The following is a 23,098-nucleotide window of genomic DNA, read 5'->3' as shown; positions in this document are numbered from 1 at the left end:
GTTAATGAACTGGGAACAATTACTTTCTCTAAAACGTTTTGGAGATACACAAAAACGACCAAGAATTGCACAAGATGAAACTCGTTTGGGTTTTGAAGTAGATTTTGATAGAATTATATTTTCATCAGCATTTAGAAGTTTACAAGACAAAACACAAGTAATTCCGTTATCGGAAACCGATTTTGTGCACACTCGTTTAACACACAGTTTAGAGGTTTCTGTTGTGGGTAGAACTTTGGGTAGAAGAGTGGGGAAGGTGTTGTTAGAACGTCATCCAGAATTAATAGAATTAGGATATACTTTTAACGATTTTGGAGCTATTGTTGCAGCAGCTTCTGTAACACATGATATTGGAAATCCGCCTTTTGGACATTCTGGTGAAAAGGCAATTGGCGAGTATTTTAAATCTGGAAAAGGAGCAAAATACAAAGACCAATTATCAGCAAAAGAATATCAAGATTTAATAGATTTTGAAGGAAATGCAAACGGATTTAAAATTCTTACAGAATCTAGAGAAGGTGTTTTTGGCGGATTAAGATTGAGTTATGCAACTTTAGGAGCGTTTTTAAAATATCCAAAAGAAAGTTTACCAAAAAAGCCAACCAAACATATTGTTGATAAAAAATATGGAGTTTTCCAATCAGAAAAAACAGAATTTTTAGATGTTGCTCAAGAGTTAGGTTTGTTGCAAAAATCGACAGAAAATATTTCTTTTTATAGACATCCGTTAGCTTATTTAGTAGAGGCTGCAGATGATATTTGTTACACAATTATTGATTTTGAAGACGGAATTAATTTAGGCTTAATTGAAGAAGAATTTGCTTTAGAATACATGATAAAGTTGGTTAAAGATACCATTGATATTAAAAAATATCATTCTTTACAACATAAAAAAGATAGAGTAAGTTATTTACGAGCATTGGCAATTGGCGTTTTAATTAATGAAGCTGTAGCTATTTTTCTTGCAAATGAAACACAAATTCTAGAAGGAACTTTTGAGAAATCCTTACTAGATAAATGTAAGTATGAAGCACAAATTAACGACATTATAAAAATTAGTGTAGATAAAATTTACAAAAGCAAAGAAGTGGTAGAAAAAGAAGTTGCTGGTTACAGAATTATTGGCGATTTATTAGATGTTTTTGTAACAGCTTTAAATAATAAGTTTGATGAAAATACATCTAATTATGACAGGTTAGTTTTAAATTTATTACCAGAAGAATATCAGATAGAAAGCAATAGTGTATACAACAGAATTATGCTAGTTTGTAGTTATGTTGCAGGTATGTCTGATAGTTATGCAATAAGAATGCATAAAAAAATAATGGGGAATATTGTCTAAAATTGATTATTAATTAATAATAATAGCTAAATTAGTGCTTTTATTAAATACTATATAAAATTATGAATAAAAAATTACTACTTCCTTTTATTGCAATAATCGTTATTTGTGTTTTTTATGTTAAAAAACAAAATGAAAATAACGAATCCTTTATCATAACGCCAGAGGGTAAATTAAAACTTAAGTCAAAGCCAGAAAATGCTAGACAACTTTATTCTATTGAAAGAGAAAAGTTTGAGTTTGATATGCAAAAAAATCCTCTAACAGGGTTAGTGCCTAAAGATGAGAAAACAAAAGAATATGAAACATCCTTAAAACTAAAACAACAAAAAAGTTATCAAAAAAGTGCTTCTATGTCATTTACGTCAAGAGGTCCATCAAACTTAGGAGGAAGAACAAGGGCTTTTGCTGTTGATATCTCTGATCCTACGAGTAACACTATGCTTTCTGGTGGAGTTAGTAGTGGTTTGTTTAGAACTACAGATGGTGGCGCAAGTTGGGTAAAAGTAACATCAGAAGGAGAAATAAATAATGTTACCGCTATAGCACAAGATCCAAGAGTTGGTTTTCAAAATATATGGTATTATGCTACAGGAGAATTCTCTGGAAATAGTGCCGCTTTAGGAAGCTTCTATTTTGGTCATGGTATTTATAAATCTATTGATAGTGGATTAACTTGGACTAAATTATCAGGCACAGACTCTGATCAAACTATTTATGATAGTTATTTTGATCTTACTAATAAATTAGCAGTAAGTCCTATTACTGGAGATCTTTTTATAGCCGTTTTAAATAGAGTTTATAGATATGATGGAGCGAGTTTTACATTAGAAATTGAAGACACTTCTGATGGTAATGATTGGACAGATGTTGTAGTTACAAATTCTGGAAAAGTATATGTAGCTATCGATGGTTCTAGTACAGGAGAAAATGGAGTTTGGGAATCACCAACAGGAAATGGTTCGTGGACACAAATTGCCCAAAACGGAATACCAAATGGTTGGGCTGCAACCGGTAGAATGGTGTTAGCAAAAGCACCATCTAACGATGCAATAATTTATGCACTTTTTATGAATGATGATGCGGCGGTAATAACAGCAGGTTTGTGGCAATATAATTCTACTGCAAATACTTGGACAAATTATACTTCTAAATTACCAGATGAAGCAGGAGGAGATTTAGCAGGAAATGATCCTTTTGATGCGCAAGGTGGTTACGATCTTGTGGTTTCTGTGAAGCCAGATAACGAAAATTTTGTTGCTATTGGAGGAACAAATGCATACAAAATAGAAGATATAACAACAGATACAATGTTTGTTAGAATTGGCGGTTATGCAGATAACTTTAGTTACGCTCAATATAGTGTAGGCGGTGTTACACATCACTCAGATATTCATGTTTTAGAATTTGATCCAAATAATAATAGTGTTTTATTTAGTGGTACAGATGGTGGTATTCATAAAACAATAGATGTAACTGCGGATATTATTCCATGGATAAGTTTAAATAATAATTACATTACGTATCAATATTATCATGTTGCTTTAGACCCTTTAACTGGTAGTAATATTGTAATTGGTGGAGCCCAAGATAACGGAACTACTCTAGGAGGTACAGATTCTGGTTTATCGAATAATACAATAATGAATTCTATTGCTGGTGGAGATGGTGTTGCTGTTGGTATTGCTAGAAGAAGTACTAAACAACAAGCAAACGTGTATACACAATTGTACTTTGGTACTCAACAAGGTTCAATTTATAGTAATTATCAAGGTTCTACTTCAGAGATTACACCAACCGATGCTCCTAGTGGAAATGATGCACAATTTGTTACTTATTTTTACTTAGATCCAGATAATAATGATAATCTATATTATGCTGCAAACGATGAGTTATATAGAACGAGTAATGCAACATCTGTTACTTCAGAAACTTGGATAAGTGCAAATACATTAGCAACAAATGAAAATATTCGAACCATGGCAACTACTAGAGGGGCTTATAATGCTGCAACAAGTTTCTTGTTAATAGGAGGTAGTAGTGGTGGAGTTTTTAAAGTAGATAATCCAAAAAGTGTTACAAATATTAGTTTAGCTAAAAATATTACTCCTTCAGGAGCCTCAACTTCTTCAGGAACAATTGTTAGTGATATTGCTATACATCCTACAAATTCGGATATAGTTTTAGTTGTATATTCAAATTATGGTGTTTCAAATATATTTTTAACAACCAATGCTACTGATCCTTTACCAACATGGACTTTAGTTGAAAGAAATCTATCTGCGCACTCAATTCGTTCAACAGAAATAACTCAAGTAGGTTCTGAGATTATATATTTTGTAGGAACTGCAAGAGGTTTATACAGTTCAACAGATCCTACAACTAAAGATTGGGAATTAGAAGGAGCAAATACTATAGGCCTTTCTTTAATAAGTGGGTTAGTATATAGACCATCAGACAATAAATTATTGATAGGTACTCATGGTAATGGAATGTTTGAAACTACTGTAGAAGGTACTCTTTCTACAAATGATTTTAATAAAGATAAAATTGATGTATCTTTTTATCCAAATCCTGCTCAAAACGAATTAAATATACAAAGTAGTACAATTGATTTAAGTAATAATGTAAGTTATTATATTTCTGATATTACAGGGAAAAGGGTAAAAAAAGGAGTTGTAACTGATAAAAAGATTAATGTTCAGAACTTAAATTCTGGAGTATATCTTATTAATTTAAATATTGAAGGTAAAAAACAAGGTTTTAAGTTTATAAAAAATTAATAAAGGATTATGACTAAAATAAAATTCTTAAATTTTCTTCTTTTATTCATTCTTATAGGATGTGCAAATAGCTATAAATTAGAAAAAAAATCTATTCTTAGTTTTAATGAATCTTATTATAGTCCTTGGTCTTCTGGTGTTAAAGGTGGTGGATCTGGATATCATGTTTATTTATTAATTGATGAAAATATAAATCTTATAGATAAAAATATTAAGATTGAAGGTGTTTATTTTAAAGGGAAATTTGCCAATCTTAAACTCCAAGAATTAAATAAATATCAAGCATTTATTAGGGAGAATAGTAATTCGGATATGTTAGAATTTGAAAATAATTTAAAAAATAAAACTGAAGAAACTAAAACAGAGAAAATACCTTTTGTCTTAAAAGATAATGAAGCGGTTATAAGTTATGTTACTAAAGGTAAAAACAAGTATGTTAAAATAAAACTTAATAAAAAACAAACAAAAGGTTTTCCTATGTAAGAAATAATAAAATACTGTTTTAATCATAAAAAAGACGTCAATTGACGTCTTTTTTATTTTATTGTTTCTCTATATAACAAGTTAAACTCTTCACATCTAGCCCAATTTTCTGTTGCAATATTTCTACACTTCCATGTTCTATAAATTCATCAGGAATTCCTAAAACTTTAATGTTGTTTTTATAGTTATTCTTGGCTGCAAATTCTAGAATTGATGACCCAAATCCGCCTTTTATAGTTCCATCTTCAATGGTAATTATTGTTTGATCTTTCTCAAAAATACCATGCAATAATTTTTCATCCAAAGGTTTTATAAAACGCATATCAAAATGCGCAATTTCATCACTTTTTTTCGATAAAATAATTGCTTCGGATACGTTGTCTGCAATTGTGCCAACAGATAAAATAGCAATGCTTTTTCCTTCTTTTAAACAAATTCCTTTTCCAATTTTTGTCTTTTCAAAAGGTTTTTGCCAATCAATAATTTTTCCTTTTCCTCTTGGGTAGCGAATTGCAATCGGATTTTTTAAACCTAATTGAGCGGTGTATAAAATATTACGCAATTCAATTTCATTTCTTGGCGCAAAAATAATCAAATTAGGAATGTACCTTAAATAAGCCAAATCAAAAACGCCATGATGTGTTGCGCCATCTTCGCCAACCAAACCAGCTCTGTCTAAACAAAAAATTACAGGTAAATTTTGCAAAGCAACATCATGAATTATTTGATCGTAAGCGCGTTGTAAAAAAGTTGAATAAATATTACAAAACGGAATTAATCCTTGAGTTGCCATTCCTGCCGCTAAAGTAACTGCATGTTGTTCTGCAATTCCTACATCAAAAGTTCTTTTTGGAAATTCTTGCAACATAAATTTTAACGAACTTCCTGTTAACATTGCTGGTGTAATACCTACAATGTTTTCATTTTGTTGTGCTAATTCTACAATTGTTTTTCCAAAAACATCTTGATATTTCGTATATAAACTTTCCTCTTTTTTAATTCTTTCTCCAGAAATTTTATCAAATTTTCCAGGAGCATGATAAGTAACTTGATCGTCTTCTGCTTGCTGTAAACCTTTACCTTTTGTGGTAATTACATGTAAAAATTTAGGGCCTTTTATGGTTTTTAATCGTTCTAATTCTGATAAAATTTTGGGTAAATCATGACCGTCAATTGGGCCAGAATAATCAAAATTTAAAGCTTTTATAATATTGTTTTGAGCAGCTAATCTTTTATCGGTTTTTACTTTTGTTAAATATTCTTTTAATGCACCAACAGAAGGGTCAATTCCAATAGCATTATCATTTAAAATAATTAATAAATTGGCTTTAGAAACTCCTGCATGATTCAATGCTTCAAAAGCCATTCCGCTAGCAATAGAAGCATCGCCAATAACTGCAATATGTTGTTTTTCTGTTTCTCCTTTTAAGTTTGATGCAATTGCCATTCCTAAAGTTGCAGAAATAGAAGTAGAAGAATGCCCAACGCCAAAAGCATCAAATTTGCTTTCTTTTCTAGACGGAAAACCTGCAATTCCACCAAATTGTCTATTGGTGTGAAAAACGTTTTTCCTGCCCGTTAAAATTTTATGACCATAAGCTTGATGCCCAACATCCCAAACCAATAAATCATTGGGTGTGTCAAATAGATAATGCAGCGCAATTGTGAGTTCTACAACACCTAAACTTGCGCCTAAATGGCCTTCTTTTGTTGATACAATATCAATAATAAATGCTCTCAATTCTTTCGCTAATTGAGGCAATTGGTCTTGATTTAATTTTCTTAAATCTGATGGATTTGATATATTGTCTAACAAGTTTTTCATTCGAATGCAAAAATACAATATTACTCCTCAAAAAGTTTTTGTAATATTGAAAACTTAATTTTTTATAAATGATACAACCTTTTGACGATATTTATTTTATGAAAAAAGCTTTGCAAGAAGCAGAAACTGCCTTTGATAAGGGTGAAGTTCCTGTTGGTGCAATTATTGTTTTTAAAGATAAAATTATAGCAAGAGCACATAATTTAACAGAAACATTGAATGATGTAACTGCACATGCAGAAATGCAAGCTTTTACAGCTGCTGCAGATTTTTTGGGCGGCAAATATTTAAAAGATTGTGTGTTGTATGTTACTTTAGAACCTTGCCAAATGTGTGCTGGTGCAAGTTATTGGGCACAAATTGGTAAAATTGTGTTTGGCGCTTCAGAACCAGATAGGGGTTTTATCAATTTAAAAACTACTTTACATCCGAAGACAAAAGTTGTAAGTGGCGTTTTAGAAAATGAATGCTCTCAACTTTTAAAACGTTTTTTTGTTGAAAAACGAAATCTGAATTAATGTTAAAATGTGTTAAACTTTAAACATAAATTGCTTTAAAATTTGTGGTATAATTTGTTTTCTTGAACTTTAGCTCGTAAATCAAATTAAACAAATACTACAAAATGAAAAAAACTATTTTATTTTTTGTGCTGTTATTTACTGTTTCAGTAATTTCTGCACAAGAAACTCCAACTCCAAACTATAGGCAGGCAGCTAAATATTCGCCAAAGAATTTAGCAAAAATGGTGCACTCAACAAGTGTAAATCCGCATTGGTTAAAAAAAGGAAACCGTTTTTGGTATGCTTATAAAACATCCGAAGGGTCAAATTATTATTTAGTTGATGCTGATAAAAAGACTAAAAAAGAACTTTTTGATAATGTTAAAATGGCAAAATGGTTAACAGAAATTACAAAAGATCCTTATGATGCAAAACATTTGCCTTTTTTTAGATTTAAGTTTAATGATGCAGAAAATGCAATTCGTTTTAGAGTAACATCAACAGAAGAAGTTGATGTAGTTGATGAAAAAGAAGAAGTAAAAAAAGATTCGATTTCTGCTAAAAAAGAAAAATCAAAAAAGGCAAAAAAACCAAAGAAAGAAAAGAAAACATATTATTTAGAATATAGATTAGGTAGTAATGGTTTAACAATTATCAACAATAAAAAAGAAGATAAAAAACCTTGGAAAAAATGGGCAAATGTTGCTCCAGACAGTTCTATCGTTTTATATGGCAAGAATCATAATTTGTATTGGATGGATAAAATAAACTTTAAAAAGTTTATAAAAGATGAAAAAGATAGCACTGTTGTAGAAAATCAATGGACAAAAGATGGTGAAGAAAACTATGGTTATACTTGGGATGGAAGAGATGATAATGTTGATAAAGAAAAAAATAAAGACAAACGCAAAGGAGTTTGGGGAACTTGGTCTCACGATTCTAAAAAGTTTGTTTTTCAAAAATCAGACTCTAGACATATTAAAGATTTATGGGTAATTAATTCTACTGGTAAAAAAAGACCAACTTTAGAAACCTATAAATACCACATGCCAGGAGAACAAGAATATTATAAATCAGAATTATTAATTTTTGATATTCCTACAAAAACACATGTAAAAGTTCCTTTAGATACTATTAAACAACAAAGTATTTCTGTTTTTAGAGCGCCAAGAAAACAATCTGAAAGAGATGATGATTTTACACCTTCTTTGCTTTTATCAAAAAAAGGAAAAATATATTTTAGTGTAATTTCTAGAGATCGTAAAAAGTATGATATTAATGTTGCTGATATTAATACAGGAGAATATAAAACCTTAATTGAAGAGCGTTTTAATACGTATATAGAATCTCGTCCTTTAATTTTATTGAATAATGAAAAAGAAATGTTGCATTGGGCAGAACGCGATGGTTGGGCACATTTTTATTTATATGATACAGAAGGAAACTTAAAAAATCAAGTTACAGAAGGCGATTATCATGTTGCAGGTTTCGAAGGTTTAGATGAAAAAAGTAGAACGTTATATTTTACAGCTAATGGAGTAAACAAAGAGCAAGATCCTTATTATACACATTCTTATAAAATTAATTTAAACGGAAGTGGAATGAAGACTTTGAATCCTGGTGACTTTACAGCAACATCTTCTATGTCAGATTCTAATCAGTATTTTGTAAGTAATTATTCTCGTGTAAATACGGTTCCGAAATCGGAAGTTAGAGATGTTAACGGACGTAAAGTTATGGACTTAGAAACAGCAGATTTATCGCAATTATTTGCATCAGGATATAAATTTCCAGAACCTTTTAAAGTAAAAGCAGATGACGGAATTACAGATATTTACGGAGTTATGTACAAACCTTTTGATATGGATTCTACAAAAGTTTATCCGCTTTTAGAATATGTTTATCCTGGTCCACAAACAGAAGCTGTTAACAAATCTTTTTCTTACAGAATGGATAGAGTTGATAGAATGGCGCAAGTTGGTTTTGTAGTAATTACGTTAGGAAACAGAGGTGGTCATCCAGACAGATCTAAATGGTATCATAATTATGGTTACGGAAATTTACGTGATTATGGTTTGGCTGATAAAAAGTACGTTGCGCAACAATTAGCAAATAAACATAAGTTTATCGATATCGAAAAAGTAGGAATTTACGGTCATTCTGGTGGTGGATTTATGTCTACAGCGGCAATGTTGGTGTATCCAGACTTTTTTAAAGCAGCAGTTTCATCTGCAGGAAATCATGATAACAATGTGTACAATTCTTGGTGGAGTGAAACGCATCATGGTGTAAAAGAAGAAATTGACGAGAAAGGAAAAAGTTCTTATAAATATAAAATTGATGTAAATCAATCTTTAGCAAAAAACCTAAAAGGACATTTAATGTTGATTCATGGAGATATGGATAATAACGTAAATCCTGCAGGAACGATAAGAATGGCAAACGAATTAATTAAAGCAAATAAACGTTTTAAATATATGATTATGCCAGGACAAAGACATGGTTTTGGTAATATGACAGAATATTCTTTCTGGTTAAGAGCAGATCATTTTAGTAAATATTTGTTAGGTAAAGAAGCTACAGATGTAGATTTTATGTATATGAATTTAGACAAACCAATGAATAGATAATTTTTTAGAATGTCTGTTCGAGCGAAGTCGAGAACTAATTAATAGAATTAAAATTAACCAAAAACTCCGAATGAAAATTCGGAGTTTTTTTGGTTGAATTTAAAAGTTCTCGACACCTTTTTTTCTTCCTTTGTCAGAAAAACCACTCGAACTGACAATTAGATTTCTTTAAAGTTTTAGTCTGTTACATCGAGTGATTTTGCTTTTTTGCAAAATTGTATCGAGATGCTTTTAATCTTGTTGATACTCTAAAATATCCGCAGGCTGGCACTCTAATGCTTTGCAAATTGCCTCTAAAGTAGAAAACCGAATTGCCTTTGCTTTTCCTGATTTTAAGACAGATAAATTTGCGGTGGTAATTCCGATTATTTCTGCCAATTCTTTACTCCGCATTTTGCGTTTGGCAAGCATTACGTCTAAGTTTACTATGATTGCCATATTATATTGTTAAATCGTTTTCTTGTTTTAATTCTTGGCCTCTTTTAAAAACTTCTCTTAATGTATAAAAGAAAATAATTGCAAGAGGATAATAGATTAAAAAATCAAAAGTTATTCTTCCAGATGTTATAAAATGGGGTTTTCCAGAATCTTCAAAAACCATACTTATAGGATCACTATAACCTTTTACGACGAAATTAAATAAGAATAATAAAATTATAAGTTTCAAAATATTATTAATTAGTCTAATATTTTTTTGAAAAAACAAGTCGAAATTTTTAGTATTTCTAATAATTTTATCAAACAAAAATAATACAATAAAGAAGATAGTAAAAGTGGCTACTTTTGTCCATATTATACTAAATTTAGAATAATTATCTAATTTTACATAATAAAATAATTTATTGGAAGATTCCCATTCTTTATAGGTTTTAGGAGCTTTTTCTATGTCAAATATATATTGAATATTTCTTTCTTTATTAACAATTAAATTTGAATATTTTTTGGGATAAAACATCGAATGAAAATAAATAAATGCTAAAGAAAAAGCGATTAGAAATGAGATACTCATTAAAAATTTTAAAAAGTAAGATGATATTTTTAAGGTTTTTACTGTTTTCATAGCTTTATATTGTTAAATCGTTTTCTTGTTTCTGATGTTTTGCAATTTTAAATACTTCACTTAAAACTAAAAAGAACAATCCTAAACAGATAATTACTAAATGTTGATTTAAACCAAATTCTAAAGACACTTTTTGTTCGAAATAAACTTTACTAATCATAGAAATGGTGAGAGAAATAACTCCTGAAATGGATAATAAGTGTCCAATTTTTTTGAAGGATGAAATAACGATTTCTTCAAATATTTTTATTCTTACAAAGTAGTTTAAGGTTTTTCTAAAAAAATACAAAGCAGCAATGATTAATAAATGATTTAGTCCAGAAACAACCAATAATATTTTTGATAATAAAGTATTTTTATCAAAGTTTACTGAATTTATTGTGATGTTTAATTCTCCTAAATCCACAAAGAAAATTGCGATAGAAAATCCAAGAATTACTAAGATTATTGGCATAGAGAGTATCCAAAGTAAATCTACAATTGCTTTTAAAATATTAATTTTTCGCATGGTTCTATATCGTTAAGTCGTTTTCCTTTTGTAATAAATTACCTTCTTTAAAGATTTCTGCCAAGATAAACGCAATAAGCATAAATATTAAAGGTGTAAAATTCATGGAAAAATTGGTCATGCCTCCTTGTTGAAACCGAATTTTAAAATAACTAGAGAGCAGGAAAATAATAAAAAGATATTTCCCTATTTTTCTAAAGGAATCAACATTATTTTTTTGAAATGTATTAAGATTTTTAACAGATTTCATTATTTTTTGAAATTCTTTAATAGATAAAAACAAAAGAAATAAAACCGCACTCAGTTTCATGTAATTAATAAATAAAGATGTTTTTGTTATTTTATTTAAAGCATATACTTCTTTATCTTCAAGTTGTTGTTTACCGGGAAGTCTAATTTTCCATCTACTAGATTTGGTAATATTAACTAAATTTGAATTTTTATACGTATAATCGACACCTTTATAAGAGTCTGGTGAAAATAGAACATGTATAAAAAGTGTTGTTAGTACTATAAAGATAAATACATAAAAAACTTGTATTATTTTACAAAGAACAACTGCAATACTTAAAAGTTTATTTTTTTTCATGACTTTACATATTTGACACTGCAAATATATAAAAATTATTGAATAACAATAATAAAATATTTAAAAAGAGTAATTTTATACTTTTTTGATGACGCTTGTTACAATTCCCCAGATCATAAAATCATTCTCTTCTGTAATGTTTATAATTGGGTAATTAGGGTTTTCTGGTTGTAACCAAACTTCATTTTTTTCTACACGAAGTCTTTTTACGGTAAACTCGCCATCTAAAAAACAAACAGCAATTTTATTGTTGGTAGGTTCTAAACTTCTATCAATAACTAACAAATCGTTATCATCTAAACCTGCATTAATCATAGATTGTCCTTTTACTTTGGCAAAAAAAGTAGCGTCTTTGTTTTGTATCAATTCATCATCTAAAGAAATTCTGGTTTCTCTAAAGTCATCTGCAGGCGAAGGAAATCCAGCAGAAATGCCAACATCAACCAAAACGGCTCCATCTCCAGAAGAAGCCTTTGGTGTAAAAAAAGTAAGATTTTTAGTTCCAATCATAAGTAGTTGCAAATTATAACTTTTCTTGAAATATTTTAGATATTATTTTAGAATTAAAAATGTTGTGAATTTTAAGTTATTAAATTGTTCTCGATACAATTTTTCGTGCCTCAAAATCACTCGAACTGACATATTAGAATTAAGAAAGGTAAAAATAAAACAGGTAATTAAAATACTGTTTTACAATTATTACAGATGTGTTTTGTTTTTTCAAAAAAAGGAAATAGCATAAAAAATATATTTTTTCTTTTAAGAGGAGCAATTAAAATTTTAGTAGAATTACAGTTAGGACAAAAAATATCGTTTCCATTTTTATCTTTTTGATACGTTCTAATTTCATTGTAAATAGTAGCAGCTTTTTCAAAATCGTTTTTATGAACCAACAATTTTACGCCACCAATTGCATTGCTAACCAAAGGATCAGTATCTATCGTTTTTTCGTCCATTAGTAAGGTTCTTAAACCTTCTGAATCTAATTTAGATTTGGTAACATGTGCTTCTGTAGAATAATCAAAAACGGCTAAAATTTTAATTGCTCCTCTTAAAAAAAAAACTTATTTAGTGGCTTTTACAATTAAAATATCATTAATATTTGTTGTAAATCTAGGTGATAAACGTTCTTGACGCATTTTCCAAGTGCGTTTTAAATCTTGATTTCCTAATTTAATTTTGTCTGCTTTAAATTTACGATTTAATTTGTCAATTGCAGACATTAATGGCTTGTGTTTTGGGTTTTCGTGCGAAAATAAATTGAGTTGAAAATTATCATTAGGTACTAAACCAGTAACAATTACACCAGCTCTTTTGTATTTAATTCCGGATTTAAAAATCATTTTTACAGCTTCTACAGCAGCTTTAGAAATAGTTAATGTAGAATCCGTTGGATACGAAAAAACCACTGTTTTACTTTCTCTATGTTGTGGTGCGTTTTTTTGATGACGATCGCTAGACAGTTGTACAATTACCATGTGACAACTCGATGCTTGGTTGCGTAATTTTTCTGCACAACTTGCTGCAAAAGTAGAAATACGTTCTTTTATGTTGTCAATATCAGAATAAGTGTACTCAAAACTGCGCGTTGTTGCAATCATTTTTTTTGAAGAAACTTCTTCTAAAGGAATTTTAGAAATGCCTTGTAAATCTTTTTGCAAACGCCATTCTACAACAGAAAATTCTTTTAAAACCCAATCGCTAGAAAGTTGTGTAAAATCATAGGCAGTTCTACAACCTTTTTCTTGCAATCGTTTTTTTAAACGACGGCCAATTCCCCAAACGTTGCCAATTTCTGTCCATTTTAAGGCTTTAATTCTGTTTTCTTCACAATCAATAATACAAATTCCTTTAGATTGTTTTAGGTTAGAACGCGCAATTTTATTGGCAACTTTACTCAATGCTTTGGTTGGCGCAATTCCTACACAAGTAGGTATTCCGGTCCATTTTAAAATTCTATTTCTAATTTTTGTAGCATATTCTTCTAAGTCATAATTTTCAAAACCTTTTAATTGTAAAAAAGATTCGTCAATAGAATACACTTCTACATCCGGAGAAAAATCAGCTAAAATATTCATTACTCTAGCACTCATATCTCCATATAAAGGATAATTAGAAGATAAAACCGTAATATTTTTTTCTTTGCAAAATTGTTCCCATTTAAAAATTGGCGCACCAAATGGGAGTTCTAATTTCTTAGCTTCGTCGCTCATAGAAATTACACAACCATCGTTATTGCTTAAAATAGCAACCGGTTTTCCTTGCAAGTTTGGATTAAAAACTCGCTCGCAAGAAGTATAAAAATTATTACAATCTATTAGTGCAAACATGCTATAAAAGTACCTAAAAAAAGCAGGTAAAAAAGCATCGTTAATATTTTAATTTGTTAAAATAAGTAAGAAATTACAATCTAACTAACAGACAATTTGTTATAAGCATTTTTTAGTTTTTTAATAATAATTGCTATTTCTTCTGTTTCTAAATGACCAAAACCAAAACGTATGGCGCAAGTATTTTTATCTTGATATAGAACTGTTTTTGGTAAAAACAAATCGTTTTTTTTTGCTTCTTCGGCTAATTTTACTAAGGATATTTTAGGCTGAAATTGTAACCAAATAGCCAATCCGCCAGCAGGAATTTTCCAATGTGCAATTTCGGAAAAATGTTGCGTTAAAAGTTGGCACAAACAATCGCGTCTTTGTTTATAAATAACAATATTTTTTTTCATGAGACGATAAATTTCACCTTCATGAATTAATTCTGATAACATTTGTTCTTGAATTAAATCGCCTTGTTTGTCTAATAATTGTAAATAATTTTTTGCTTCAGAAATTAAATTTTCTGGCGCAATTACAAATCCTGTTTGAAAACTAGGAAACAATGATTGTCCTAATTTTCCTAAATAAATAATCATTCCGTTACTATCTGCACTTGCCATTGGTAACATTGCAGAACCATCAAACTGAAAATCGTAATCGTAATCATCTTCAATAATTGCAAAGCCATATTTTTTTGCTAAATCTAACAAAGCTAAACGTCGTTCTACGCTTAATTTTACACCTGTTGGATAATCTCTATGCGCACAAATATAAATACATCGAATGCTGTTTTTTATAAAATGTTTTTTGATGTAATCTATGTCTAAACCATCAGCATCTACAGGAATTGTTTTAATAGTTGCACCTGTTTGCTGAAAAATCATATTAGCAACATAATTACTTAGATTACCAACCAAAACCACATCGTTTTGTTTTATAAGTAATTGAGAAACAATGTATAAGCTCATTTCTGTACTACGAGTGCTAATTAAGTTTTTTGGGTTTATATGAAAACCTCTAGTTGCGTTTAAAAAGTTGCAAAGTTGTGTTTGAAATAAAGAATTAGAAGATTCATTTAATTTATTCCATTTTTTTACCAACGTTTTTCGTTTCATGGAAGCGCTGTACCATCTTGTAAATTCATTTATAGGATGTAAACGTAAATCTGGTTTACCGTCGTTAATACTGTATTTTGCATTTGTTAATTCTGCTGTTGATGCTAAATGAAAAGATTTTTGAAAGGGAAAACCTGTAGTTTTAGCATAGTTATACGCTTGATTTATTTTTTGTGAAGTTGCTTTTATTTTTGCTGTTTTTAATTCTGGTTCTAAAACAAAAGTACCTTTATTGGGAATTATTTCTACCCAACCTTGCGATGCTAATTCTTCGTAAATTGCAACTGCTGTATTTCTATGGATTTTTAATAATTTTGCAAAGATGCGAGTGCCTGGTAAAATGGTTCCTTTTGTTAAATAATTTCGTTGTATTGCGTTTATAATTTGCTGTGAAACTTGTATGTAAACAGGTTGTGATATCGATTTATCAAAATTAATTAATTGTTTAAAAAGGGTATTAACCGGACTATCTATCATTTTAAAACTGGACTATTTTAATCGTCCGGAAAGTTACGACTTTTGCACTGTTTTTAAATCACTATTATGAAAATTAAAATTACTGTAATAATTGCATTATTATTTTATGCTGTGCAAGCAAAAGCACAAGTAGAACCTGTAAAAAGAGATACTTTAAAAGAAGTTATTATTACTTCTACAAGAATAGATTTACCTTTTAAGAAAAATTCTAGAACGATAAACGTAATTTCATCCGAAGAAATAAAAAATAGTGCCGCAACAAATGTGGCAGATTTGTTACAACAAGTTGCTGGTGTAGATATTAGAAGAAGAGGAACTGCAGGAAGTCAAGCAGATTTATACATTAGAGGTGGAGGTTTTGACCAAACGTTATTATTAATAGATGGTATTAAAATGGATGATTCACAAACTGGGCATCATACTTTAAATGCAGTTTTACCAGTTGAAGTTATCGAAAGGATAGAAGTAATTAAAGGACCTGCAGCAAGAGTTTTTGGTCAAAATGCATTTACAGGAGCCATAAATATTGTTACTAAAAACAAGTTAAATAATTTAGTTTCTGTAAATGTGGAAGCTGGTTCTTTTGGTCAACTAAATGGTTCTGTAACTATTGGTAAAGAGTTTGAAAATTCGTCTGTAATGGCACATGTTGGTATTTTAACTTCAGATGGTTATAGACATAATTCTGATTATAATAACAAGAACTATTTTATAAAAGGAATTTTTAATAAAAAAGAACAACCTATAGAAGTAATTGCTACTTTTTTCGATAAAAAATTTGGTGCAAATGGTTTTTATGCAAGTGCAACTGCTACAGAACAATATGAGGAAACTCAAAGTAGTTTATTAGGAGCTTCTACTACTTTTAAAACCGAAAATTTTAAAATTACACCAAGAGTTTATTGGAAAAGAGGTCAAGATGATTATGTGTATATAAGAGACAATCCAAGTGTGTATAGAAATTTACACATTACTAATAAAATAGGTGTAGAAACAAATGCTTCTTACACATCAAACCTAGGAATTACAGGTTTTGGTATAGATATTTCTAGAGTTTTTATTAGTAGTAATAATTTAGGAAATAGAAACAGAACAATGGTAAATTTGTTTTTAGAACACCGTTTTAAATTAGCAGATGACAAAATAGATATTACTCCTGGAGTTGCGGTTACTTATTTTTCTGATTTTAAATTTCATGCGTTTCCTGGAATAGATGTTGGTTTTAAATTGTCTGATAATTTAAAAGCGTATGGAAATTTAGGGATTACGTATAGAATACCAACGTATACAGATTTGTTTTATAATGACAGAACTACCATTGGTAACGAAAATTTAAAATCAGAAGAAGCGTTTTCTCAAGAAATTGGATTGAAATATGACACAGAAATACTTACAACTTCTGTAGCATTTTTTAATAGAGATGCTGATAATTTAATTGATTTTATTAGATCTGATTTAACATCAAAGTATGCTGCAACTAATATTCCAAAATTTAATACAAAAGGTTTTGAATTTAATGCCGATTATCGTTTTAAAATTAATGAATTTAATCAGACTTTATCATTTGGATATAATTTTTTAGATGATAACTTTACAGAAGAAAAGAAAGAATTTTCACGTTATTCTTTAAGTACCTTAAAACATCAATTTATAACTCGTTTTGCAAGTAAGCTGTTTAAAAATGTAAGACAAAATATTATTTACAAATATGCAGAACGCACCGTTGGTACAAGTTATAATGTTTGGGATGCTTCCGTAATTGTAGATTTTAATCAATTAAGTTTTACAGTAACTGCTAGTAATATTTTTGATGCAGATTATATAGAAACAGGTTATGTGCCAATGCCGCCAAGTAATGTTTTATTCGGATTTCGTTATAGTTTTTAATCTCAGGGCGATAGCCGAGATTTAATTCCTCAAGGCTTGTCTTGAAATACTAAATATTTATTTCGGAAGCATAATTCGTACCTTTGGGTTGAGGTTGTTGATTAAAAAAATAGCCTCATTTAATAAAAGCCTTGATAAATTGTTATCAAGGCTTTTTTATTTTATCATCAAATTATAATATTTTAAATATTGTTTGTAACAAAAGGTTAGTTTTAGCTACTTATATGTAAAGATTTATTTTAAAAATTGCTATTTTATTGACAAAATAAATCACTTTATTAGGTCAAAAATCTTTATATTTATTCACTTTAAAACTACACGTTATGATGGAATGGTTTGCAGAGTTACCCTCTTTTTTAAAAACGTATTGGATTATTACAATTATATCAACTTTTCTGTTTTTAATTGTGTTAATCTCTACAGTTATGGGCACAGATTCTGATGATATTGGTGACGTTGATGCAGAAATAGATGCAGATACTGGCGCAAGTTTTCAGTTCTTTACAGTTAAAAACTTAATTGCATTTTTTACCATTTTTGGTTGGAGTGGAATTGCAAGTTCTGATGCAGGATATTCTAATCCAGTAATTATTGCAATTTCTATATTTTGTGGTTTAGCAATGATGACGGTAATGGCTTCTTTGTTTTATTACATCAGTAAATTAAACTCAAGCGGAACTTTAAAAATGCAAAACGCATTAAATGCTATTGGCGAAGTTTATTTAACGGTTGGTGCAAACAGATCTAAAATAGGTAAAGTACAAATAAAAGTACAAGGAGCGTTAAGAGAATTAGAAGCTTTAACAGATTTTGATAAAGATTTAAAACAAGGAAATGTTATAAAAGTAATTGAAGTAACAAATAACGGAATATTAATTATAGAACCTCAAAAATAATAATGACTATGTTAAATTTAATTGTATTAGAAAGCAGCCCATTTGCTGGATTAGTTGGAATAGGAATTGCAATTCTGTTCATATTTATAGTGTTAATGACACTTATAAAACGCTATAAAAGATGTCCTTCGGATAGGATTTTAGTAGTTTATGGAAAAGTAGGTGGCGGCGAATCTGCTAAATGTATTCATGGTGGAGCAGCTTTTATTTTTCCGGTAATTCAAGATTATGAGTTTTTAGATTTAACACCAATTTCTATAGAAGTAAATTTGGTAAATGCACTTTCTAAGCAAAATATTCGTGTAAATGTGCCAAGTAGATTTACAATTGGGGTTTCTACAGAGCCAGGAATTATGCAAAATGCAGCAGAAAGATTGTTAGGTTTAAATCAAGATAATATTCAAGAGTTAGCGCAAGAAATTATTTTTGGTCAATTACGTTTGGTAGTTGCGTCGATGGATATTGAAGAAATAAACAATGATCGTGATAAGTTTTTAACGAATATTTCTCAAAGTGTAGAAACCGAGTTAAAGAAAGTAGGTTTAAAATTAATTAACGTAAATATTACAGATATTGTTGATGAATCTGGTTATATACAAGCTTTAGGTAAAGAAGCTGCAGCACACGCAATTAATGCCGCACGTAAATCTGTTGCAGAAAAAAATAGAGATGGTTCTATTGGTGAGGCAGATGCTGTACAAGATGAAAGAATTAAAGTTTCTGAGTTACAGGCAAAAGCAAAAATTGGAGAAGCAAAAGCTGCTCAAAATGAAAGAACTCAAGTTGCAGCCTCAATGGCAGAAGCAAAAATTGGAGAAGCAAATGCAAATCAGAATGAAAGAGTGCAAACAGCAAACGCAATTGCATTGGCTAAAATTGGTGAAGCAGAAGCATTAAAATCAGAAAGAATAAAAACATCCGAAGCAAATGCACAAGCAATTACTGGAGAAAATACAGCAAAAATATCAATTGCAGAATCTGATGCTTTAAGAAGAGAACGAGAAGCAGAAGCAGAAAAAAGAGCTGTTGCTACAGAAAAAATACAAGCCGCAAAAGCGTTAGAAGAATCTTACTCAGCAGAAAAAGATGCAGAGAATGCACGTGCATCAAGAGATAAAGCAACTAAATATGCAGATATTGTTGTGCCGGCAGAAATTGCAAAAGCCAAGGTAGAAATTGATGCAGAAGCAGAAGCAGAAAATATTAGAAGAATTGCAAAAGGTGAAGCAGATTCAATTTTCTTAAAAGCAGAAGCAGAAGCAAAAGGGTTGTATGAAGTTTTAACAAAACAAGCAGAAGGTTTAGATCAAATTGTAAAAGCTGCTGGTAATAATTCTAAAGACGCGGTATTACTTTTAGTTGCTGATAAATTACCTGAGTTAGTTAGAATTCAAGCAGAAGCTATTAAAAATATTAAAATTGATAAAATTACTGTTTGGGAAAATGGTGGTGGAAAAGATGGTAAATCTTCTACATCAAACTTTATTTCTGGTATGTACAAATCTGTGCCACCTTTACAAGAAATGTTTAATATGGCAGGTATGGAATTGCCAGAATATTTAAAAGGAAAAGAAATTCCTGCTGCTTTAGTTGAAGAAAAAAAAGAAACAACTGAAGAATAAAGTAAAAACAAGTTTAAAAGTTAGCTTTTAAAGCATTCATATAATAAATAAAAACCATCCTTAATTTTTAAAAGGATGGTTTTTTTATGATTTTATTTAGAAAGAGCAGATTAAATAATTGTAAATATAAGCACTACTACTTACTTTTAGGTAATTGGTTTTTAGTAAATTGCTTGCGTTAAAAAAAGCTATAAAAAACCAAAACTAACTAATTAATGAAAGCTTGCCCTAAGTGCAAATCTGATTCAAAGCACAGAATGAAGCGAAGACCGTTTGTAAAAATAATACCAGGTAGTAAATCATATTCTTGTGATAAGTGCAATACTGTATATACTTGGTTTCCTTTTGTAAATATATCTTTTAGAGTTTAAAAATTTTCTTGCAATTTAAAACTATAAGGCTTTTTTATTTGTCTTGTTCTAAAAAGCAATACATTAAAAATATCTAATTAAAGAATTAATTAATTATTAGTCAATAGAATGAAGTTAGTTATTTATATAAGTTAAATTGCTTTGTTAGAATAGTATAGAAATAAATCAATTCTACATTTCTTTGAATATAAAATTTTAAATATATTGCAAAACCCCCAAAGCTTTAAATAAACTAACTAACTATGAAAGCTTGTCCAAAATGTAAATCTGAGTCTCGGCACAGGTTAAAAAGAAAACCGTTAACGAAATTAATTCCGGGAACTAAAACTTATGGTTGCGATAAATGCAATACAATGTACACTTGGTTTCCTTTAATTAATTGCTCATTTAGAGCTTAAAAAAAACCTCACAAATTTTAAATTTGTGAGGTTTTTTTGATTATTTCAAAAAGGATGTTTTTTATTTAAACAACCTAAAAATATCATTTCCGTTTGCAAAAAGTAGTAGTATTATTAAAAGTACAAAACCAACAACTTGAGCATATTCTAAAAATTTATCACCTGGTTTTTTACCTGTAATTATTTCCCATAAAGTAAAAACTACATGACCACCATCTAAAGCAGGAATTGGTAGTAAATTCATAAAACCTAACATGATTGATAAGAATGCTGTAATATTCCAAAAAGATTCTGCACTCCATTCATCAGGAAAAATACTTCCAATAGAAATAAAACCACCTAAACCTTTGTAAGCGCCAGTACTTGGGTTAAAAATCTTTTTTAATTGCTTAACATAGTCTGTTAGTGTTTTCCAAGATTTATTCCATCCAGCAGGTATTGCTTCAGCAAAAGAATATTCTATATCAGCTAAATCATAATATCCTAATTTTTCTAAATCTTTAAAAGCGATACCAGAAAAAGCAACGCCTAATTTTCCTTCATCTGTAACTTTTAAGCTAATTTCTTTTGTTTCTTTTCCTCTTAAAACGGTCGCTTTAATTTTTTGACCTTTATGGTTTGCTAACAGAGCTTCTGCTTCGTCATAATATTTTAAAGGAGCACCATTTATACTTGTAACAATATCTTTTGGCTTTAATTCTGAATTTAAATTTGGTGAATCTTCAGAGATTTTACCAATTGCAAAAGGGTAACGTGGATATATAAAAGCGCCAGCATCTTTACCTCTGTCCATTAATTGCGAAATAAAATCAGTAGGAATAACTTTGTCTATAACTTCGCCATTTCTTTCAATTTGAAAATTATTTCCGTTAACAAACTCTAAAGTTAAAGAAGAAAAGTTTCTTATTTTATCTCCATCAACAGTTAGAATTTTATCACCTGTTTGTAAACCTAAGTTAACAGCCAAAGAATCTTGTACCCAAACACCATCTTTTACGTTGTCATTTGGTAAATATTGTTCACCATAAGACCACATTAACATTATGTATATAAAAATACCTAATATAAAATTTACAAAAACACCACCTAACATAATAATTAAACGTTGCCAAGCTGGTTTAGATCTAAATTCCCAAGGTTGTGGCGGTAAAGCCATTTGTTCGGTATCCATGCTTTCATCAATCATACCAGAGATTTTTACATAACCTCCTAAAGGAATCCAACCAATACCATAAACAGTGTCGCCTATTTTTTTCTTAAAAAGAGATACTTTATAATCGAAGAATAAGTAGAATTTTTCTACTCTCGTTTTAAACAATTTTGCAGGGATAAAGTGCCCTAATTCATGCAAAACAATTAGTAAAGATAAACTTAAAATAAATTGTGATGCTTTTATTAATATTTCCATTCAGTCTTAAAATCAAAAATTTACATAGCGACAAATGTACGTTTTTAAAGAGAGTTTAAAAAGCACAAATAGAAGATGATTTCTATTTTAACAAAGATTTTGCATCAGATATATATTACTTGCCTTTTCTAAAGGGTTTTTAAGCTGTAAATTTGCAGAAAAATAAACTAGTTTAATGGACTTCAATTTTTTTAAAAAAAGCAAATTAACAATCATTTTTATACTTGTTTTTTCGGCAATATCAATTCCTGTTTTTTATCATTTAGTAAAGGTTGATAAAAAACTAAAAGTGTATAACCCTGCTGATGTAAACCCTAGTTTGGTAGATGTTTCTTTAAAGCATATTACAAAAGATCATACAATTTCAGATTTTGAACTTATTAATCAGAATGGAGAAATTATTACCAATAACAACTATAAAAATAAAATTTATGTAGCAGATTTCTTTTTTACACGTTGTCAAACGATTTGCATTGCAATGGCTTATAATATGAGCGAATTGCAAGAATATTATAAGAACGACAAGGATATTATGTTTTTGTCTCATTCTGTAACGCCTGTTATTGACAGCGTTTCTGTGTTAAAAGAATATGCAGATAGAAAAGGAGTTATTGATGGTAAATGGAATGTAACTACAGGTTCTAAAAAACACATTTATGAGTTGGCTAGAAAAAGTTATTTTGCTGTTTTAGAATCTGGTGATGGAGGTGAAGATGACTTTATTCATACAGAACAATTTGTGTTGGTTGATAAAGAAAGACGCATTCGCGGATATTATGATGGTACAGAAAAAAAAGATATGGACAAATTAAAGAATGATATCGCTCTTTTAAAAGAAGAATATACTAACAAATAAACTGTTTAGAATCATTCTAAATTCCTATCT

19 protein-coding genes are annotated in these 23,098 nt (G+C 29.5%); 9 read left to right on the top strand and 10 right to left on the bottom strand.

Annotation, left to right across the window (positions count from 1 at the left end; all coding sequences use genetic code 11):
- The first annotated feature begins 4 nt into the window (after positions 1 to 4).
- The 3 genes from BLT70_RS13200 (at position 5) to BLT70_RS17345 (ending at position 4,608) form a co-directional block, all read left to right on the top strand.
- Complete coding sequence (locus BLT70_RS13200) at positions 5 to 1,342, top strand: deoxyguanosinetriphosphate triphosphohydrolase (protein WP_091897691.1); 1,338 nt, start codon at positions 5 to 7, stop codon at positions 1,340 to 1,342.
- 62 nt (positions 1,343 to 1,404) lie between these two features.
- Positions 1,405 to 4,125, top strand: a complete 2,721-nt coding sequence (locus tag BLT70_RS17440) for a T9SS type A sorting domain-containing protein (RefSeq protein WP_231962722.1) — start codon at positions 1,405 to 1,407, stop codon at positions 4,123 to 4,125.
- A 9-nt stretch (positions 4,126 to 4,134) separates the two neighbouring features.
- Positions 4,135 to 4,608, top strand: coding sequence for a hypothetical protein (locus BLT70_RS17345; RefSeq protein WP_197678365.1), 474 nt, complete (start codon positions 4,135 to 4,137; stop codon positions 4,606 to 4,608).
- A 58-nt stretch (positions 4,609 to 4,666) separates the two neighbouring features.
- On the opposite strand, the gene dxs is transcribed toward BLT70_RS17345, so the two are convergent.
- The gene (dxs, locus tag BLT70_RS13180) at positions 4,667 to 6,433 is read right to left on the bottom strand and encodes a 1-deoxy-D-xylulose-5-phosphate synthase (RefSeq protein ID WP_091895188.1); all 1,767 of its coding nucleotides are present in this window, start codon (positions 6,431 to 6,433) and stop codon (positions 4,667 to 4,669) included.
- A gap of 68 nt (positions 6,434 to 6,501) precedes the next feature.
- Between dxs and BLT70_RS13175 the strand changes: the two genes are divergently transcribed.
- Together BLT70_RS13175 and BLT70_RS13170 are read left to right on the top strand one after the other, a co-directional pair.
- Entirely contained in the window at positions 6,502 to 6,951 is a 450-nt protein-coding gene (locus tag BLT70_RS13175) for a nucleoside deaminase (protein ID WP_091895175.1), read from the top strand.
- A gap of 104 nt (positions 6,952 to 7,055) precedes the next feature.
- Entirely contained in the window at positions 7,056 to 9,563 is a 2,508-nt protein-coding gene (locus tag BLT70_RS13170; protein ID WP_091895174.1) for a DPP IV N-terminal domain-containing protein, read from the top strand.
- 231 nt (positions 9,564 to 9,794) lie between these two features.
- Here the strand turns inward: BLT70_RS13170 and BLT70_RS13165 are convergent, their stop codons facing one another.
- The 8 genes from BLT70_RS13165 to BLT70_RS13130 form a co-directional block, all read right to left on the bottom strand.
- The gene (locus BLT70_RS13165) at positions 9,795 to 10,001 is read right to left on the bottom strand and encodes a helix-turn-helix transcriptional regulator (RefSeq protein WP_091895173.1); all 207 of its coding nucleotides are present in this window, start codon (positions 9,999 to 10,001) and stop codon (positions 9,795 to 9,797) included.
- Position 10,002: 1 nt separating this feature from the next.
- Positions 10,003 to 10,623 carry a DUF2975 domain-containing protein gene (locus BLT70_RS13160; protein ID WP_091895154.1) on the bottom strand — a complete coding sequence of 207 codons (621 nt, stop codon included), beginning with the start codon at positions 10,621 to 10,623 and terminating at the stop codon, positions 10,003 to 10,005.
- Positions 10,624 to 10,627: 4 nt separating this feature from the next.
- Positions 10,628 to 11,131 (bottom strand): DUF2975 domain-containing protein, encoded by a 504-nt coding sequence (locus BLT70_RS13155; RefSeq protein WP_091895151.1) that lies wholly within the window; start codon positions 11,129 to 11,131, stop codon positions 10,628 to 10,630.
- Positions 11,132 to 11,135: 4 nt separating this feature from the next.
- The gene (locus tag BLT70_RS13150; RefSeq protein ID WP_091895149.1) at positions 11,136 to 11,720 is read right to left on the bottom strand and encodes a DUF2975 domain-containing protein; all 585 of its coding nucleotides are present in this window, start codon (positions 11,718 to 11,720) and stop codon (positions 11,136 to 11,138) included.
- Positions 11,721 to 11,795: 75 nt separating this feature from the next.
- Entirely contained in the window at positions 11,796 to 12,230 is a 435-nt protein-coding gene (locus BLT70_RS13145; protein WP_091895148.1) for a LexA family transcriptional regulator, read from the bottom strand.
- 167 nt (positions 12,231 to 12,397) lie between these two features.
- Positions 12,398 to 12,676, bottom strand: coding sequence for a DUF2007 domain-containing protein (locus BLT70_RS13140; protein ID WP_231962719.1), 279 nt, complete (start codon positions 12,674 to 12,676; stop codon positions 12,398 to 12,400).
- A 108-nt stretch (positions 12,677 to 12,784) separates the two neighbouring features.
- Positions 12,785 to 14,050: a Y-family DNA polymerase gene (locus tag BLT70_RS13135; protein WP_091895146.1), complete on the bottom strand. Its 1,266-nt coding sequence runs from the start codon at positions 14,048 to 14,050 to the stop codon at positions 12,785 to 12,787.
- Between the two features lie 80 nt (positions 14,051 to 14,130).
- Positions 14,131 to 15,630, bottom strand: coding sequence for a PLP-dependent aminotransferase family protein (locus BLT70_RS13130; protein ID WP_091895139.1), 1,500 nt, complete (start codon positions 15,628 to 15,630; stop codon positions 14,131 to 14,133).
- A 66-nt stretch (positions 15,631 to 15,696) separates the two neighbouring features.
- On the opposite strand from BLT70_RS13130, the gene BLT70_RS13125 reads away from it, so the two are divergent.
- From BLT70_RS13125 to BLT70_RS13115, 3 genes are all read left to right on the top strand, one after another.
- On the top strand, positions 15,697 to 17,517 hold the full coding sequence (locus tag BLT70_RS13125) for a TonB-dependent siderophore receptor (RefSeq protein WP_091895137.1): 1,821 nt from the start codon (positions 15,697 to 15,699) through the stop codon (positions 17,515 to 17,517).
- Between the two features lie 326 nt (positions 17,518 to 17,843).
- The gene (locus tag BLT70_RS13120; protein WP_231962716.1) at positions 17,844 to 18,413 is read left to right on the top strand and encodes a hypothetical protein; all 570 of its coding nucleotides are present in this window, start codon (positions 17,844 to 17,846) and stop codon (positions 18,411 to 18,413) included.
- A gap of 8 nt (positions 18,414 to 18,421) precedes the next feature.
- Positions 18,422 to 20,035 carry a flotillin family protein gene (locus BLT70_RS13115; protein ID WP_091897685.1) on the top strand — a complete coding sequence of 538 codons (1,614 nt, stop codon included), beginning with the start codon at positions 18,422 to 18,424 and terminating at the stop codon, positions 20,033 to 20,035.
- Positions 20,036 to 20,865: 830 nt separating this feature from the next.
- Here the strand turns inward: BLT70_RS13115 and rseP are convergent.
- The gene (gene rseP, locus BLT70_RS13110; RefSeq protein ID WP_091895133.1) at positions 20,866 to 22,212 is read right to left on the bottom strand and encodes an RIP metalloprotease RseP; all 1,347 of its coding nucleotides are present in this window, start codon (positions 22,210 to 22,212) and stop codon (positions 20,866 to 20,868) included.
- A gap of 175 nt (positions 22,213 to 22,387) precedes the next feature.
- Between rseP and BLT70_RS13105 the strand changes: the two genes are divergently transcribed.
- Positions 22,388 to 23,068: an SCO family protein gene (locus tag BLT70_RS13105; RefSeq protein ID WP_091895131.1), complete on the top strand. Its 681-nt coding sequence runs from the start codon at positions 22,388 to 22,390 to the stop codon at positions 23,066 to 23,068.
- Positions 23,069 to 23,098: the final 30 nt, after the last annotated feature.

This window comes from Polaribacter sp. KT25b, from assembly GCF_900105145.1.
Lineage (GTDB): Bacteria > Bacteroidota > Bacteroidia > Flavobacteriales > Flavobacteriaceae > Polaribacter.
Note: the sequence above shows the minus strand (reverse complement) of the source record. Positions and strands in the feature narration are given on the sequence as shown.

Excerpts from the sequence above, each read along its gene's own strand:
- BLT70_RS13200 (WP_091897691.1), top strand. The coding sequence starts at position 5 with ATGAACTGGGAACAATTACTTTCTCTAAAACGTTTTGGAGATACACAA.
- BLT70_RS17440 (WP_231962722.1), top strand. The coding sequence starts at position 1,405 with ATGAATAAAAAATTACTACTTCCTTTTATTGCAATAATCGTTATTTGT.
- BLT70_RS17345 (WP_197678365.1), top strand. The coding sequence starts at position 4,135 with ATGACTAAAATAAAATTCTTAAATTTTCTTCTTTTATTCATTCTTATA.
- dxs (WP_091895188.1), bottom strand. The coding sequence starts at position 6,433 with ATGAAAAACTTGTTAGACAATATATCAAATCCATCAGATTTAAGAAAA.
- BLT70_RS13175 (WP_091895175.1), top strand. The coding sequence starts at position 6,502 with ATGATACAACCTTTTGACGATATTTATTTTATGAAAAAAGCTTTGCAA.
- BLT70_RS13170 (WP_091895174.1), top strand. The coding sequence starts at position 7,056 with ATGAAAAAAACTATTTTATTTTTTGTGCTGTTATTTACTGTTTCAGTA.
- BLT70_RS13165 (WP_091895173.1), bottom strand. The coding sequence starts at position 10,001 with ATGGCAATCATAGTAAACTTAGACGTAATGCTTGCCAAACGCAAAATG.
- BLT70_RS13160 (WP_091895154.1), bottom strand. The coding sequence starts at position 10,623 with ATGAAAACAGTAAAAACCTTAAAAATATCATCTTACTTTTTAAAATTT.
- BLT70_RS13155 (WP_091895151.1), bottom strand. The coding sequence starts at position 11,131 with ATGCGAAAAATTAATATTTTAAAAGCAATTGTAGATTTACTTTGGATA.
- BLT70_RS13150 (WP_091895149.1), bottom strand. The coding sequence starts at position 11,720 with ATGAAAAAAAATAAACTTTTAAGTATTGCAGTTGTTCTTTGTAAAATA.
- BLT70_RS13145 (WP_091895148.1), bottom strand. The coding sequence starts at position 12,230 with ATGATTGGAACTAAAAATCTTACTTTTTTTACACCAAAGGCTTCTTCT.
- BLT70_RS13140 (WP_231962719.1), bottom strand. The coding sequence starts at position 12,676 with ATGGACGAAAAAACGATAGATACTGATCCTTTGGTTAGCAATGCAATT.
- BLT70_RS13135 (WP_091895146.1), bottom strand. The coding sequence starts at position 14,050 with ATGTTTGCACTAATAGATTGTAATAATTTTTATACTTCTTGCGAGCGA.
- BLT70_RS13130 (WP_091895139.1), bottom strand. The coding sequence starts at position 15,630 with ATGATAGATAGTCCGGTTAATACCCTTTTTAAACAATTAATTAATTTT.
- BLT70_RS13125 (WP_091895137.1), top strand. The coding sequence starts at position 15,697 with ATGAAAATTAAAATTACTGTAATAATTGCATTATTATTTTATGCTGTG.
- BLT70_RS13120 (WP_231962716.1), top strand. The coding sequence starts at position 17,844 with ATGGAATGGTTTGCAGAGTTACCCTCTTTTTTAAAAACGTATTGGATT.
- BLT70_RS13115 (WP_091897685.1), top strand. The coding sequence starts at position 18,422 with ATGTTAAATTTAATTGTATTAGAAAGCAGCCCATTTGCTGGATTAGTT.
- rseP (WP_091895133.1), bottom strand. The coding sequence starts at position 22,212 with ATGGAAATATTAATAAAAGCATCACAATTTATTTTAAGTTTATCTTTA.
- BLT70_RS13105 (WP_091895131.1), top strand. The coding sequence starts at position 22,388 with ATGGACTTCAATTTTTTTAAAAAAAGCAAATTAACAATCATTTTTATA.